Source organism: Yersinia massiliensis, from assembly GCF_003048255.1.
Taxonomy (GTDB): domain Bacteria; phylum Pseudomonadota; class Gammaproteobacteria; order Enterobacterales; family Enterobacteriaceae; genus Yersinia; species Yersinia massiliensis_A.
In genome coordinates, this window is record NZ_CP028487.1 from 2,677,859 (window position 1) to 2,695,128 (window position 17,270).

The window sequence follows — 17,270 nt, forward strand, 5'->3', positions numbered from 1 at the left end:
CACCTGATTCTGTAAAATTACTGTAAGGTTCTACGCAGCTTGCGTGTTGTCAGCGCTCTGTTCCGTCGTTCCAACGCGCGTTGGCACGAAGGGGAAACCATTACATTGTCCCAGAGTGGAAATTTCCCCCCTGCAAATAAGTAACCACCATTATCTGTTATCGACAAGCATCCATGGGCAACATGGATCCACCACTGTAAAACGGAGGGCGGTAACGCAAAGATTTTCTTTGACCAGCACCAGTCAGTATCGCCTTTTTGCACGCCAACCGTTTCTCCTGAACATATCATCTGAGCCATTAATGCCCAGGAGAAGCTATCAGTTTGCCAGTATCCGGTGTTCTGCCGAATAAAATAACGATAACGCTGCTTTTCCTGACACCGTATCAATAGATTATTAGCCGTTTGAGTAAGCCGCTGTTCTTCTGACCATTGGTATTTTTCAGCTTGCCATAGCGACACATGGAGTTCCGGGGGTAAAGCCGGGATAAACTGCATTTGAGACAGCGGTAGCAATACTCCGCTCAAAGCATTTACGGGGAAATCGTCGTGACTAACCAAACGTAACCCAAACTGTTCAATGAAAGCATGAATACGCTCTCTGGCTGATAGATGCAATTCAATACAACCCATTGAACAACCTTTATCCTCAACCAACCGATGCCCTATTCGCTCACCGTTATTAAGTGCTTCTTGGAGAAGACTACGTTCACTTCTTGTAAACATCCCCAGAATTCGGGCAACAATTCCCTGCTCAGTGACATCAACGGAAATGGTTCTTTCAGCCAATGAGACTAACGAATATGGCCCATGACGTCGTTGTACTACACAAAGCCAGCCAGCAGCAAAGAGCATGCGACGCAATTGCCACTCGGGTATCCTCGTTACCTGTGATACGGGGTCAATATGTTGTTTTAATTCGCCAAAAGGCAATGTGCTACGACGTTGAAAACGCAATGCCAGCGCCTCAGCGAGCCAGTCAAATGCTGCGGGTATATTATGTAACTCGGTATATTGGCATGTTACAGGAAGGCAATTTTCATACTGCCATAACATCTGAGCACCACTAAATGGTGTTATTTCTTCGCGTTTCAGTGGGGGGATCACTGCCGTATCCCCTAACGCCATTAATACTCCCGATGGTCCATCAATAAGCCAATCATGTGGCTCTGTAATTTTACAATAAGTGGCGTAAGGCGCGTGGTCTAACACGTGTACATCAAAATTTACTGGGATATCTGAATGCGCTAACGTAATTTCGTAGCGACAAAATGCCTGACCAGAAATTTCCACCAACTCCTCTGGTGGAATGAATAATCCTTCATCTCCCTGAGATAGCGAGCCATGAGTTAATTCTTCTCCGTCTTTATTGCTGATGACATAGCATCCTCTTAGTACTTCAGGCATATGAATTATCGGTGTACTGGCAGGGTTAAGCAGTATAGCCTGTCCAAATCGCGCTGCACCTGACATACGAGGTCGAGCAGGCTGCCATCCCTGTATTAGAAAACGACGGGCTTCTTCTGGTAACAAACGGGAAATCTTATCCAGCGTTTGCCTGCCAACTTTATCGGAAGAAACTATCGACCATTTGGTAGATTTAATATCCCGACGTTGTACTCTTTCGCCAACCGTCTTCAAGACAGTGAAAATACTGTCTGCATATGTATGATGAAGTATTAAATAGGTTGGAGAATTTTCATAATATTCTCCTTCTGAACTAATATGACAAAAATCATCACGAAAAAGCGGTAAACACCCAGACCGCAGCGCGACTCCCACTCGTGATCTATAGAAATAACCCTTCCGTTTTTTTAATAATAAATCCAAGGAATTTAATGTGGTGCCTGTGTCTCGTTCGTAATATATATTATTATAGTTCTCTATTTCATTAGGCAAGGAGTAATAATGCTGGATTTCTGAGGCTGTAGCAGCAGCGTCATCCATAAGAAGATAAATCTCCGGATTACCGGAATCATTAAACTCCATGTGAATACAATACTTACCATTCTCTTTGAGTTGTTCTCTCTCTGTATGTACAGTGATATCACGAACAGCGCCCCAAAAAGGAGAGTCATAAGCCTGCTGCATGGCAGCCTTTGAAAGTAATGTTCTGAACTCAATAAACTCTTGGTTAAAAACTTCGCTAAAATAAGATATATATTGATGTACTACCTTATTAACTGATTCAAAAGTTGAATGGTTATCTAATTTATTATCGATGAGAATATTCCGTAAAAAGACCTCATCTTTGTAGCAGGGAAAAGCAATTCTCTTGGAATATCCAATCAATCTTTCATGCTTTGATGGCCTTGGCAAGATTAAACGGGTACAGTTTTGTCTTATACTACTCCATCTTTCTAACCTTTCCCATAAGTTGGGTAATTCAGTAAAAACAAATTTTTTATTTTTATCAAAGCCAAGCAGCACAGAAAATCGAACCCGAAAATCACCTTCGTCATGTGTTTCATCATCAGCACTGGCAGCAAGTAATGTTAAATATAAAACGGCAAAATAAGTAGGGTATCCTTTTATTTGCGCTAAAATGTCTAATCGCGACTCATCTCTGAGAGCATCCTGGATTTTAGACGCTTTTTTTCCAAACGAAATCAGGAAACTTCGCTTAGCATCCTCTTTGCTACGTGGACCTGCAAGTTGCTCAAAAATACGTCCCGTAGTATCAATTCGGCTTAAAGTCGAGCCCGTATGCGAAGACTCAAGAAATACGATCTTTACTAGTTCAGCATTCCATTCTTCTAAAGTAACCGGGAAAGAATCATCCATACTCACCGCCTAATTACCGTTCGCTGTCATCTTTTTCAAACCAGCACCAGAAAATAAATGCCGAAAAAGTACCTCAGCCAGCAGTGGAGGAACAGCATTCCCAATTTGGGTAAATTTTGACTCGACGTCTCCTACAGGCTCAAAACCCTGTGGAAAAGTTTGTATTCGTGCACATTCCCGCCATGATAACCGCCTTGCCTGTTCCAGTTTGGGGCGAGAAGTATCAACAATTAGATGCTCATATTCATCAGAAAAGTCCCAGCGCTGCTTCCAGCCATCCTCGAGGTTTGACCATGTTAACTTCATCACCGGGCTGGCAGGATGTAATGTCACATGACGCCAGTTAGCTACGACGGTGTAAGCAGGGCTGTCCCATAGAGCTTTACGATTTCGGGACATGAAATACCATGAGAAATGCCCTTCAGGATCATGTGGTCGTTCGTAAAACTCACCTTCAGGCCATAGTGGTAAATCCCTAATAGCCTCACCATGTGAAGCATAGGGTTTTAAATGAGGATTCTTTTTTGTCGCTTTGCCATGTGTTTCAGCAGGAAATTCAAAGTATTGTCCCAGATCGTTTCTGACGCCAATAATAAACAAACGCTTGCGCGACTGAGGCACGCCGTAAGCCCTCGCGTTTACCATATGATAGCTGACTTGGTACCCGGCAGCTTTATATGCCGTGAGCTGTTTTTCCAGAAAGCTACCTGCCCCTAAATGTTTCAAGCCCGAAACATTTTCAGCAACAAAATACTTCGGCTGAACAGTCTCTAATACCCGTAGAAAGTGTTTATAAAGGTTTGTTCTGTCGTCATTGTTAGGTTCTCTGTTACCTGCCATTGAAAATGACTGGCAGGGATAGCCTCCAACAACAATATCAACATCCGGAAAAGACATAATTTGAGAGATATCACTATGCCTGATATCACTATCGGGGAAATGATTCCCTAATGTTTTGCAGGCATTCTCTACAACATCGTTGGCAAAGACGATGTCTCCACCAGCTGAGGTAATTCCAAAATCCATACCACCACAACCAGAGAAAAGTGAAAGTACCCGAATATTATCGTTCTCTCTCTCAAAAACACTGCTCATACGCCCATACCAAATATCTTCGTCTAACAAACCGTAACTGGTTGTTAATTTGCCATAAAATCATAGAGAAAGATTATACCCCTCTGTAAAGAATCTTACATCAATATACTTAGCTTTTGAGGGGGAAGTGGTGTTTTTCTTGTTAAGGTATTACTAAATGGCCGTTCTTGAGATAGCGCTTCCCACAAAATCCCCCATCAGCAACATCGGATCCATCGGCAACGGCTCAAACCCCACCCGCAGATAAAATTCCCGCGCTTCGTCAGACAACGCATCAACCAGCGTCCCGCGAATACCGATGGTTTCCGCCACCTGTATTACCCGCAACTCGGCGTCACGTATCAGTGCCAGCCCCATACCTTGCCTATGTAGCGATTTATCCACCTCTAGGCGTCCCAGCATCAGAAGGGGATCGGGTAAGACATATTGCGACAAAAGCGCACGGGGGCAGTATTTGTTGTTACAGCGCTGGAAGCCAGCGAGTAGGAAGCCATCACCTTAGCATCGTCGAAGCAGACAAACGTGCGGGATGCGATGGAAAGCTGGTTCTTCATCGCCCACTGTTGTAGCCAGTTATCCATAGAATCCACTCGACAACAGAACGAGATAAGAATATGCCCTGTATAAAGGGGAAAATGTATTTATTAAAAGCCTCCAGAATGTCAGAGGCATATCCTTCAGACCGTCGACCAACTCTCGTCGCATGCCCTCAAGCGCTACGGTCTGGAACGTGTTGTTGAGTTGTACATCGCAAACCAGTTTCTCTTATTTCTTTGTTGTTGATGGATCGATCCCTTCGGCCAACTTTTTCTTGGCTTCATCACGCAATGCCCTCGCCTGCGCGAGAGTCACGGTAGGGTACACGCCAAAGGCCATGCGCTTCTCTTTCCCGTTGAAGCGATATTTCATGCGGCAGTATCTGGAACCAGAGGGAACAACCTCAAGATACAAACCAGCGCTATCCGACTGTTTGTAGGCTTTCTCTCTGGATTTAGCGTTGTCGATTTGTCAAGCATTAAGCTTCATTAGGGCATCTCCCAAAGCCAAACGCAGAATATCCCCACTTATGCCCCCAACTATGATTTCGGTTGAGCCCAGTTGATAACAGAGATAAGGTACGGGCCAAAACCGCATCATACGGGCTTTTAGTTGATTTCAATTGACTTGAAAAGAGTTTGAAATAGTAACGATAATAGGAGCCGAACCCAGCACCTTCGCATTACGAATGTGAGCCAACTCAAAAATGAGTATAAACATGAGTACAGATAAAAATTAAATAAAATAAAACAATAAAAATCAATACCATAAAAAACAATCACAGTTCAACGTCTAATTCGTTTCTGTTGTTTGCTGAGATTTAACTGCATCTCATGAAGCCTGACGAACACCATAAAATCCACGCACTTGCGTGGATTTTTCATTTCATAGCGTTTTTCCGAACCCGATCACACTTTTCCGCCTGACGTATATCCCTATCAAAAGTATGTGTTATCATTCGCTCCGTAAATACCTTTCAACTCAACCCGAGGCTTTGATGCTGGAGAATGTAATCATCCGATAATCAGCTTACCGACCTTTTCAGGACGGACTGATTATCAATGCGCCGAAATCGAATGCGGACACCGCTGTGTGTTTGCACGTTTTGCACATGATGATTAAACAGGTTTTCCAGTATGAATTTATCCCGTCAGGAACAACGTACCTTACACGTACTCGCTAAAGGTGGCCGTATTGCGCATGTCCGCGATTCGTCAGGCCGCGTTACCGCCGTTGAATGTTACAGCCGCGAAGGGCTGCTGCTCACCGACTGCACGCTCGCCATCTTCAAAAAACTCAAAACCAAAAAACTGATCAAGTCAGTCAACGGTCAACCCTATCGTATCAACACCACTGGGCTGAATAACGTTCGCGCTCAGTTCGATAATTGCTAAGGAGTGCATGATGGATATCAGCACCATTATTTCAACATCTCGTCACATACAACTGTCAGCGGAAGAAAGCAAAATCCCTTGGGACGAACCGGCCTTTAGCCAGCGCATGCTGGAGAACCATTTGTCGCAGGATCACGACTGGGCCAGCCGTAGGCAGGACGTCATTGAGCAGCAGGTGGCGTGGATCGCCAGCTTGTTACCCGCTGGCGCACATATCCTCGATCTCGGCTGCGGTCCCGGCTTTTATACTCACCGGTTAGCGGAACGAGGATTTCATTGCACTGGCGTGGATTTCTCACCAGCATCGGTGAGTTGGGCCCGCCAGCAGGCGCAGAATGCGGGTTTGAATATCGACTATATTCAGCAGGATATCCGTACCTATTGCCCAAGTAAGCCGTTCGATTTCATCATGATGACATTTGGGGAACTGAATGTGTTCAGCACAATGGACGCGCGCGCACTCATCAACCTCTGCGCGCAGTGGCTGGTACCGGGCGGCAAGCTGCTCACTGAAGTACATACCTTCGAAGAAGTTAAGCGTCAGGGAATGGCTGAAGCGAGCTGGCAACGCTGCCCAGACGGGCTGTTTCTTGGTGTTCCCCACCTGCTGTTGACGGAACACAGCTGGGATGAAGAAACCCAGATCAGCTCAACGCAGTTCTGGGCAATCGAGGCAAACGGAGACACCACCCGTTTCGGCAACCAGATGACGGCTTGGCGCGATGAAGAATACGCTAGCCTGCTCGGTAATGTCGGTTTTACCGTGCTGCCCTCCCCTGAAAGTCACCTCTGGCCAGTCAGCGAGACATTTGAGGGAAAGCTGTTTGTACTGCTGGCGGAAAAAGCAAAAAACTCAGAGGAACTCCCCCTTAATACTCAACGCGATCAAAGGAATTCAGCATTGGATATTCCACGTATTTTTAACATCACTGAAAGCGAGCACCGCATCCATAACCCATTCACTGCAGAAAAGTACGCCACACTGGGTCGTGTACTACGCATGAAGCCGGATACCCGTATTCTTGATCTCGGCAGCGGCTCGGGCGAGATGCTCTGTACTTGGGCACGAGATCACGCAATCACCGGTGTCGGTATCGATATGAGTCCACTGTTCAGCGAGCAGGCCAAACTGCGCGCTGAAGAGCTTGGCGTTAGCGATCAGGTACATTTCATTCATAACGACGCCGCCGGATATGTTGCAGAACAAAAATGCGATGTGGCCGCCTGCGTCGGTGCAACATGGATTGCTGGGGGTTTTATCGGAACTGTCGGGCTGCTGGCTAAGAGCCTTAAGCCGGGTGGGATCATGCTTATCGGCGAACCCTACTGGCGTCAGTTACCCGCAACGGAAGAGATAGCCAAAGCATGTGGGGCTAATGCACTGGCCGATTTTCTGACGCTCCCTGAACTTGTCAGTGCTTTCGATGAACTCGGCTACGATGTGGTGGAAATGGTGCTGGCAGATCAGGAAGGCTGGGACAGGTATGAGGCTGCTAGATGGCTGACAATGCACCGCTGGCTGGAAGCAAATCCTGACGATGACTTCGCAGAAGAGGTCAGAGCTTTGTTAACGGTATCACCGAAACGCCACGTGATGTTCACGCGGGAATACCTAGGCTGGGGCGTGTTCGCGCTCATCGCTAGGTAACATCAAGTTTTCCCGGCATTTCCGATAAAAGATGCCGGGAACGCGATGCGCACTTCTTGGTATGCCAACCAACGTTGAGCATAAGCGAGAGAGTGTTATGGCTGTTACTTATTCCCAATCAGAAAGGTTTTAAACATGAGTTGGTTTGGTCACTTATCGACAAAGTCGCTTATATTTATCTGTAACACCGAAAAAATAGAGAAATATACAAAGCAGTACAAACCTCATGAAATATGAGAAACCCACCAACCATCGATTACTAATACTAAATAATTTATTATTTGAAGTAATCACCTCGTTTTAATCTTCAAATAAAAAACCAATTAAATGTCTTTAAGCCGGATATTTCTTACAAATATCTTATCTTCCGTATGACATATCCTACGGAATATGTGAGGTATTTCTTATATTTTCTTATATTATGAAAACACATTGAAAATAACTTTTATGTGGGCATAATGCGCCGAAATATTATTTTAGCCATTATTCCTGCCCCAGCCGGGCAATGAGGATGTGCCCTGTGCTGCGTGCCTATTATCCATTAACATCGGGGTTATTCATCCCGCTGCTGGCTATTTCATATTCTAGCTATTCAGCGGAATTACCCTCTGTTCAGCAAAGCATTCACCAACAAGAACGGCAACGTGCTTTGGAAGAACGCCTTTCGCCTTCAGCGCCAGATGTGCGTTTATCCGAACCCACTGCGTCTTTGGGCCGACTGGTTTTTCCCGTTGAGAAACCTTGCTTTGCGATTGACCATGTAAAACTCACGGGTACCCAGCCATTACCGCGCTGGTTACCGTTGCAACGGCTGGCCAATCAGGCGCAAGGCCACTGTTTGGGCGCGAAAGGCATTAACCTGCTGATGAGCGAGATGCAGAACCGCCTGATCGACCACGGTTATGTCACCACCCGCGTACTGGCTCCGCAGCAAGATTTGAACCGTGGCACGCTGACGCTACACGTGGTGCCCGGCAAAATACGCCATGTGGCCCTGACACCCGAGAGTGATCGCCATGTCACGCTGTTCACCGCCTTCCCTGCCCGCGCCGGTCACCTGCTGGATCTGCGCGATATCGAGCAGGGGCTGGAGAATCTCCAACGTATCCCCACAGTGCAAGCCAGCATGGAGTTGATCCCCGGCGATGCCCCCGGTGAGACGGATATCGCTCTGAGCTGGAAGCAGAGCAAAATGTGGCGGCTGGCTGCCTCACTGGATGACTCGGGCACGCGCAGCACCGGTCGTTATCAAGGCGGTGCAACGCTGTTTCTCGATAACCCGTTGTCCCTGAGTGACCAGTTTTATGTTTCTGCCGGCGGCTCCATTAAAAATCGGGGCGAAAAAGGCACCAACAACCTGACCGGCCATTACTCGCTGCCGTTCGGTTACTGGACCGCAGGTATCACCGCCAGCAGCTATGACTACCACCAAACCGTGGCGGGTCTTAATAGCGATTACCACTACCGAGGTGAAAGCGATAACGTCACGCTGCAACTCAGCCGTTTACTGCACCGCAACGCCAGCCAGAAAACTACCTTCACCTACGATGTGCTGACCCGCTCATCGAAAAACTACATCAATGATACCGAAGTGGAAGTCCAGCGCCGCCGCACCTCTGCTTGGCGCGTCGGGCTACAACATCGCCACTTTATCGCGCAGTCCACGCTGGACGCGGGGATCAGCTATCAGCGCGGTACCCGCTGGTTTGGGGCCGTACCGGCACAAGAAGAGTATTTCGGCGAAGCCACCGCCTTGAGCAAAATTCTGCGACTGAATGCGCAGTTGGACGTGCCTTTTGTCCTCGCGACACAACAATTCCATTACAACCTGCAATACCAGCGCCAGAGCACCAACACGCCACTGACCCCGCAGGATCAGTTCGCTATTGGTGGCCGTTGGACCGTGCGCGGCTTTGATGGCGAACGCACACTCAACGCCGATCGCGGCTGGACAGTGCGCAACGATCTGGGTTGGTACACGCCCCTGCCCGGACATGAGCTATATGTCGGGGTGGATTACGGCGAGGTGAGTGGGCGCAGCGATCCTTATCTGGTGGGCCGCCATCTGGCGGGCAGTGTCGTGGGCGTTCGCGGCAAGGTTCTGAACACTCATTATGACCTGTTTGCCGGCAAACCGCTCTCCAAGCCCGAGGGGTTTAAAACTGACTCGGTAACGATGGGCTTTAGCCTGAACTGGCAATACTGATGCGACTCATAAATAACATAATTTCTGGAATGACTGATGAATAAAAACCTGTACCGAATCGTCTTCAACAAGGCGCGAGGCCTGTTGATGGTGGTCGCGGATATCGCGGCTTCCGGTCGGGCCACCTCATCGCCATCCTCCGGTGTGGGTCATGCGCAACGCCGCTGCATCAGTGCCTTATCGTCGTTGAATTTTAGTCTGCTACTGGCGTTAGGCTGCGTCTCACTCTCGGCTCAGGCGGATATTGTGGCCGATGCCGGTGCGCCCGCCGGTCAGCAGCCGACTATTATCAGCAGTGCCAACGGCACGCCGCAGGTCAATATTCAAACGCCCAGCAGTGGCGGGGTTTCTCGCAACGTCTACAGCCAGTTTGATGTCGATAATCGCGGCGTGATCCTCAATAACGGCCACGGGGTCAATCAGACTCAGCTCGGCGGTTTTGTTGACGCTAACCCGTGGCTAGCACGGGGTGAGGCCAATATTATCCTCAATGAGGTGAACAGCCGCGACCCCAGCAAACTCAACGGCTATATCGAAGTGGCGGGCCGCAAGGCGCAGGTGGTGATCGCCAACCCCGCTGGCATTACCTGTGAAGGTTGTGGCTTTATCAATGCTAACCGCGCCACGCTGACCACCGGTCAAGTGCAACTGAATAACGGCCAACTGACCGGCTACGATGTTGAGCGCGGCGAGATTATCGTCCAAGGCGCAGGCATGGATAGCAGCCGTCAGGACCATACCGACCTGATTGCCCGCTCCGTCAAAGTGAATGCCAGCCTTTGGGCCAATGACCTGAATGTCACCACCGGCCGCAATCAGGTGGATGCTGCGCACCAAAACATTAATACCAAAGCCGCCGATGGCAGCCCGCGCCCCACCGTGGCCGTGGATGTCGCCAATTTAGGTGGCATGTATGCCGGTAAAATTCGCCTGATCGGCACGGAAAGCGGTGTTGGGGTACGCAATGCCGGTGAGATAGGTGCCTCTGCGGGTGATATCACCATCACGGCGGATGGCATGCTGGTCAACAGCGGCCAGATAAGCAGCGCCCAACAACTGACGGTGAAGACCACTGGCGAGATAGAAAACGCGGGCGTGCTGTATGCGCAGGGCAATACCCAACTCACCACGGCAGGCAAACTCAGTAACACCGGCACCCTTGCCGCCGCCGGTGACACTTCACTGCGCGCCGCTGAAGTCAACAGCAGCCACAACTCAGTCTTAGGTGCGGGGATTAAGTCCGACAACAGCCGCATTACCAGCGGCACACTGCGTGTTGAAGCCAGCGGAAAGTTACTCGCGCAAGGGAAGAATATCAGCGGGACGGCGCAGCACTTCACCGGGCAAAGCCTCGATCTCAGCGGCAGCCAAACGCAAAGCAGTGATTTGGCGCTGACCGCCCAAGGTGGGGATATCGATCTCACGGGGGCAGACTTGTCGGCGAACCAACTGTCCGCCTCGACCGCCTCGATGTTACGCACTGACAGCGCCCGTTTGATTGCCGAACAAATGACGCTCGACGCTCATTCACTCTCCAATGTGGGCGGGGTGATAGCGCAAACGGGAGCAGCAGATTTTAACCTGAATCTGGCTGGTGCGCTGGATAACCGTGGTGGCACCCTCCTCTCTAAGGGCAATATCGCCATCAATGCGCAGCGCCTAGACAGCGATCGTAGCAGCCTATTGGGTGCGGGTGTGCAAAGTGATGGTCGCCTGATGGATGCAGGCAATCTGAAGGTCACCACCCAGCAGGATTTAATCGCGCAAGGGCAAAACATCGCCGCAGGTGCCATGGCATTAAGCGGCAGTCGCATTGACCTGACAGACAGCTTGGTACAAGCCCACGAGATGAACATCACCGCCACCCGTGGCGATATCAGCACGCAACGCGCCAATATCACTTCCCTTGGTGCTCTGATCATCAATGCCAACACGAATGCCGGTCAAACCCTCGATAACCAGAGCGGCACATTGGCGGCGAACACCATGTCGTTAAATCTGGGTCAGTTGGACAACCACGCGGGCAAGATAACGACCAGCGAGGATCTGAGCATTCAATTACAGAGCGATTTCAGCCATCTAGCTGACTCAATACTTCAAGCTGGGCGAGATTTAACCTTGAACACCCGTGGTTCCTTCACCAACGACGGGCAGATATTGGCAGGGGGTCAACTCAGCACAGATTCAAACAGCTTACTGAACAACGGCAATATTATCGCGGCGCAAGCCAGCCTCACAACGGCAGGGGCACTGGTCAACAACGGACAGATATTGACCAGTGGCCGCCTCAATACTGACGTTAACACCCTATTCAATACCGGCACCCTGATCAGTGCCGAAGCCACTCTCCAAGCACGTGAGCGTATCACCAATTCCGGCCCTAACGCCCTGATGGGTGCCACCGATGAGAATGGCACCTTAGCCTTGCTAGCACCGGTGATTGAAAACAGCGATACCGTCACTGACACCGACACGGCGCCAACGACCACCATTTTAGGGATGGGTAACGTCATTCTGGCGGGCGTTTTAGACAATAACGGTCTCTACCAGCAAGCCGCTCAGGTACTCAATATCTCTGGCTTAATTGAGTCAGGTAAAGACCTGTTGGTTTACGCCACGACGCTCACCAATCGTCGCCATATTTTGACCGCCAATAGCAACTTTGTTGTGGCCGACACTGTGAATGGGTCAGCGTATTGGACTGCGGATAACCCTGACATTCCGGGTGGACGCTATGCTGAGCCCCCTCATGGTGGCTCGATGAATAGCGATTATATCGGCACAGATTATACGTCGACTATCGCCTATAACAGCATCGATAACATCAGCCCTGAAGCGCAACTGTTGGCTGGCGGGAACTTGACCGCTCAAGTCGGCACACTGGAAAATTACTGGAGTAAAGTCAGTGCGCAAGGCGAGATTGATCTGACCGGTGTCACTGTGCAACAAGATGGTTGGGGGAATGCGCAACGGCTGATCGAAAGAACAACCTCCACAGGCGTGTGGCGTTATCGTACCTATAAAGGTGATTTATGGGGCACCGCTTGGGGTCCACAGGTGAGTGAACAGGCGACCAACCAATACGCCTCCAGCCTCACCGCAAAAACCATCAGTGGCAGCGGGAGCACGATCAATAATGGGGCCAACCCCGGTGCTGTTACGCCTCCCGGAGGGAGCAGCAATACAGGGAAAGATCTGGCTGTCGAATTTAACGGTATCTCCCTGACACAACCTAATGGCGGACTGTATCAATTCAGTACTGACTACACCGTCAACAGCCAGTACCTAATAGAAACAAATCCTGCCTTTGCCAATCTGAATAACTGGCGCGGATCAGACTACGTTCTCCAGCAGTTGAATAGCGATCCTAGCGTGATACACAAACGTCTAGGAGATAATGCCTATGAACAGCGTTTAGTGCGGGACCAGATTCTGGCGTTAACGGGCCAAGCGGTCGCCAGTGATTATCGTAGCGCGCAAGAACAATTCGAGCAGTTATTTGCGGCGGGCCTTGAGTACAGTAAAGCGTTCAATATTGCCCTTGGTACTCACCTCAGTGCTGAACAAATGGCGGCATTAACCACCAATATCGTGCTGATGGAAACCCGCGAAGTGTCGGGGCAAACCGTGCTGGTGCCAGTGGTCTATTTGGCGGGCGTGAAGCCGGGTGACCTACAGGCTAACGGATCATTGATTGCAGCAGAGAATATCACTTTAACCGATATGCAGGGGTTCAATAACTCAGGCGCGATGATCGCCACCAATAACCTGAACCTCAGCATGGCGCAAGACATCACGCTCAATAACCGTGGCGGCTTACTTCAGGCCGGTGGCAATATGTTGCTCAGTACACTGAACAGCGACATTGACCTGACCAGCGCGCGCTTAAATGCGACCAACCTGCAACTGGATAGCGGCCGCGATGTGATACTGCGTACCAGCAGTGAACAACTCATCAGCAATAATGGATCTGTGCAGCGGAATCAGACCCTACTAGGGGCACTGGCCAGCATCAACGTCAGCAATCATGCGGTGATCAATACTGAACGTGACTTTATCCAACAAGGCGCGGGCCTGAACGTGGGCCAAGATATTCAGGTCAATACCGGCGGCGATTGGCTACTCAATACGGTACAAACCCGTGACCAGATCAGTTCGAACTATGGCCACGGCAGCGCGACCAGCGAGCATATTCGCCATCTGGGGAGCGAGGTCAATGTCGGCGGTGCGCTAACGGCTAACGTCAACAATCTGACCGCCGTGGGGGCCAATATTAATGCCGATTCACTTGATGTGCAGGCACAAAATATCCACCTAAGTGCCGCCACGGACAGTCTGCAAGTGACCGGTGAATCCTCGAGCAAGCGCCATACCAGCTCAGTGGAGCTCTATGATGAAACCCTGCGTGGCAGCCAGTTAAACGCCACGGGCGATATTAATCTGAATGCGGCAAAAGACATCAATATCAGTGCCAGTGGCATACAAACCGATGGCGCGCTAAAACTGGCCGCAGGCGGCGATGTCACTCTCACCACGCAGACAGAGCAACATGATGAACAGCGCAATCATACCGGCACTAAAAAAGGTCTGGCCTCCAGCACCACCACCCGCACCGAAGACAGTATTAGTCAAACCTGGGCGGTAGGCTCCATGCTGTCAGCCGGATCAATTGATGTCAGCGGCAAAAATATTGCGGTCATGGGCAGCAATGTGGTGGCCGATAACGATATTAATTTGCGGGCGAAAGACAATATCACCATCGGCACTGCGCAGCAGAGCGAGAGCGAGTCTCACCTGTTTGAGCAGAAAAAATCCGGCCTGATGAGCACCGGCGGCATTGGTGTTATGGTCGGCAGTAACAGCACCAAAATGACCGATACCGGTCAATCAATTTCCAATGTTGGCAGCACCGTCGGCAGCGTACTGGGCAATGTCAACATGACGGCCGGTGAAGACCTAACGGTAAAAGGTTCTGATGTGTTAGCCGGTAAAGACATCAGTCTGACCGGTAAAAACGTCGCCATTTTGGCGGCTGAAAACCAAAGTAACCAAACCCACAGCGTCGAGCAAAAAAGTAGCGGCCTGACGCTGGCCCTGTCTGGCGCAGTCGGCAGCGCCCTGAACACCGCGGTGACCACCGCCAAAGATGCCAGTGAAGAAAGCAATGGTCGCTTGGCTGCACTGCAAGGTGTGAAAGCGGCCCTCGGTGGTGCGCAGGCAGTACAAGCAGGCCGACTGGTAGAGGCTCAAGGAGGTGATACCGCCAGCATGTTCGGTGTCAGCGCCTCATTAGGCTCACAAAAGTCCTCCTCGCAACAGCATCAGGTGCAGACCAGCGTGACCGGTTCGACCCTGACGGCGGGCAATAATCTGATCATCAACGCCACCGGTGATGGTCACCCCGCGAACAGTGGCGATATTGTGGTGCAAGGCAGCCAACTCAAAGCCGGTGGCGATACCACTCTGGATGCGGCTCGAGATGTGTTGCTACTCGGCGCGGCCAATACACAAAAAACTGACGGCAGTAACAGCAGCAGCGGCGGCAGTGTGGGCGTCAGTGTAGGGTTAAATGGCACCAGTAGTGGCCTGAGTATTTTTGCCAACGCCAACAAAGGGCAAGGCAATGAGCACGGTAACAGTACGACCTGGACGGAAACACAGATTGACACGGGCGGCACACTGTCGCTCAGCAGCGGTCGTGATACCTCACTGGCGGGCGCTCAGGTGAGTGGCGAAACGGTGAAGGTTGATGTGGGCCGTGACTTGTTGCTGCAAAGCCAGCAGGACAGCGACAATTATGATTCGAAGCAGACCAGTACCAGCGGCGGTGTCAGTGTCGCGGTGACCGGAGGTGGTTCAGCCAATCTGAGCATGAGTCAGGACAAGTTACACAGCAATTATGACTCGGTGCAGGAACAGACCGGTATCTTTGCGGGCAAAGGTGGCTTTGATATCACCGTCGGCGAACACACCCAGCTTGATGGCGCAGTGATTGCCAGTACTGCTGACAAGAGTAAAAACAGTCTGGATACCGGCACGCTGGGCTTCAGTAACATCGAAAACAAAGCCGATTTCAAGGCCGAGCATCAAGGTGGCAGCCTGAGTACCGGTGGCCCGGTGGGGTCTGACCTACTGAGTAATTTGGGTAGCGTGGTGCTCTCCGGTCTGGGCAATGATGGTCATGCCGATGGCACGACGCAATCAGCTATCGCGGATGGCACAATTACCATCCGCGATACCGATAAACAGCAGCAGAATGTCGATGACCTGAGCCGCGATACCGACAACGCCAACGGTAGCATCGGCCCTATCTTTGATAAAGAGAAAGAGCAGAACCGCCTGCGTGAAGCGCAGCTCATTGGCGAGATTGGTGGTCAGGCGATGGATATTGCGCGTACGCAAGGGGATATTATCGCCACCAAAGCGGCGAACGAGAGGATGAAGAATGTCACGCCGGAAGATATTGCGGCAGCAGAAAAACAGTGGGCAAAGGCCAACCCGGACAAAGTGCCCACTGCTGAGGATATCAATAACCAGATTTACCAGACCGCTTACAATCAGGCGTTTAACGAGTCAGGGCTAGGCACCGGCGGCGCAGTACAGCGTGCCATGCAGGCAGCAACGGCGGCGGTACAAGGCTTGGCGGGTGGGAATATGGCGGCAGCACTGGCGAATGGTGTGGCACCGTATATCACTAAACTGATCGCCGATACTTTACCTGACGATCCGGTATCGCGCACACTGGCACATGCGGTAGTTAATGCCGCGCTAGCCGCAGCGCAGGGTAATAACGCTCTAGTGGGTGCGGGTGGCGCGGTCACTGGTGAACTGATAGGCATGATCGCTTTAAATGCTTACGGCAAGCCGGTTAGTGAACTAAGCGAAACGGAAAAACAAAAGGTCTCGGCACTGGCAACGTTGGCGGCAGGATTGGCGGGTGGATTGATTGGCGATAGTACAGCAGATACAGTAGCAGGTGCGCAGACCGGTAAAACGGTGGTTGAGAATAATGCGCTGGGTTGTTCAACATTAACGTGTTTGAATAACCCTCTCGACCTGAGCAAACCCACACTAGGTGGTGTAGGCGCGGTATTCGGTGCTGCCGGCGGTGTTGCGATAGCTGATGCATTGAATGGAGATAAAGAGAATGAATCAGGCCCGAACATAGGCAAGGATCTGACTGAGGCAGACAAGGCGGAATTAGGAGGGACGGGTTCTGGTACACCAGGTGGCTGGGGACCAGAAGATGAGGAGAATGCAAGGAATAATGATTTAGTCATAGATGAAAAAAAATATGACTATTTATTCGGCAATTCAGCTAGTAACCCACATAATGCAGCTCGCTCTAACCAGTTAGCTTCTACGATGGAAAATCTAGGTATATATAACGATGCTGGAGGCCAGAGGATTTTAGCTGAACATTTTAAAGCAACAGCAAATACTCCTAGAAATGTAATTAATACGTTTTCAAATGAATTTGGTACGTTTGAGGTAAGGGAATCTCTTCTGATGGGGCCATCAGGTAAGGCCGCTCGACTACAAACAACATTTGAAATATTACCTAATGGTTCACGAAAATTTGTGACTACCATTCCTAAATAGGAGTT

At 50.3% G+C, this 17,270-nt stretch carries 6 protein-coding genes and 2 pseudogenes; 4 read left to right on the forward strand and 4 right to left on the reverse strand.

Annotated features, from left to right (window positions below; translation table 11 throughout):
• Window positions 1–17: 17 nt before the first annotated feature.
• From DA391_RS12515 to DA391_RS12530, 4 genes and pseudogenes are all read right to left on the reverse strand, one after another.
• Complete coding sequence (locus tag DA391_RS12515) at window positions 18–2,783, reverse strand: hypothetical protein (RefSeq protein WP_108087763.1); 2,766 nt, start codon at window positions 2,781–2,783, stop codon at window positions 18–20.
• A gap of 9 nt (window positions 2,784–2,792) precedes the next feature.
• On the reverse strand, window positions 2,793–3,878 hold the full coding sequence (locus tag DA391_RS12520) for a DNA cytosine methyltransferase (RefSeq protein WP_108087764.1): 1,086 nt from the start codon (window positions 3,876–3,878) through the stop codon (window positions 2,793–2,795).
• Window positions 3,879–4,031: 153 nt separating this feature from the next.
• Window positions 4,032–4,519, reverse strand: a pseudogene (locus tag DA391_RS12525) (GNAT family N-acetyltransferase).
• Window positions 4,501–4,883 (reverse strand): annotated as a pseudogene (locus DA391_RS12530) (tyrosine-type recombinase/integrase); the annotation flags it as partial. The pseudogenes DA391_RS12525 and DA391_RS12530, both read right to left, overlap by 19 nt.
• A gap of 668 nt (window positions 4,884–5,551) precedes the next feature.
• Here DA391_RS12530 and DA391_RS12540 point away from each other — a divergent pair.
• The 4 genes from DA391_RS12540 to DA391_RS12555 all read left to right on the forward strand — a co-directional run bounded on the left by DA391_RS12540 (window position 5,552) and on the right by DA391_RS12555 (window position 17,265).
• A complete protein-coding gene (locus tag DA391_RS12540) occupies window positions 5,552–5,809 on the forward strand; it encodes a YjhX family toxin (protein WP_108087765.1) in 258 nt (85 codons plus the stop codon).
• A gap of 7 nt (window positions 5,810–5,816) precedes the next feature.
• A complete protein-coding gene (locus DA391_RS12545; RefSeq protein ID WP_108087766.1) occupies window positions 5,817–7,457 on the forward strand; it encodes a class I SAM-dependent methyltransferase in 1,641 nt (546 codons plus the stop codon).
• Window positions 7,458–7,968: 511 nt separating this feature from the next.
• The gene (locus DA391_RS12550) at window positions 7,969–9,663 is read left to right on the forward strand and encodes a ShlB/FhaC/HecB family hemolysin secretion/activation protein (protein WP_108087767.1); all 1,695 of its coding nucleotides are present in this window, start codon (window positions 7,969–7,971) and stop codon (window positions 9,661–9,663) included.
• A gap of 36 nt (window positions 9,664–9,699) precedes the next feature.
• Window positions 9,700–17,265: a hemagglutinin repeat-containing protein gene (locus DA391_RS12555; RefSeq protein ID WP_108087768.1), complete on the forward strand. Its 7,566-nt coding sequence runs from the start codon at window positions 9,700–9,702 to the stop codon at window positions 17,263–17,265.
• Window positions 17,266–17,270 lie beyond the last annotated feature (5 nt).

Coding starts and splice junctions, on each gene's coding strand:
- DA391_RS12515 (WP_108087763.1), bottom strand. CDS start 2,783: ATGGATGATTCTTTCCCGGTTACTTTAGAAGAATGGAATGCTGAACTA.
- DA391_RS12520 (WP_108087764.1), bottom strand. CDS start 3,878: ATGAGCAGTGTTTTTGAGAGAGAGAACGATAATATTCGGGTACTTTCA.
- DA391_RS12540 (WP_108087765.1), top strand. CDS start 5,552: ATGAATTTATCCCGTCAGGAACAACGTACCTTACACGTACTCGCTAAA.
- DA391_RS12545 (WP_108087766.1), top strand. CDS start 5,817: ATGATGGATATCAGCACCATTATTTCAACATCTCGTCACATACAACTG.
- DA391_RS12550 (WP_108087767.1), top strand. CDS start 7,969: ATGTGCCCTGTGCTGCGTGCCTATTATCCATTAACATCGGGGTTATTC.
- DA391_RS12555 (WP_108087768.1), top strand. CDS start 9,700: ATGAATAAAAACCTGTACCGAATCGTCTTCAACAAGGCGCGAGGCCTG.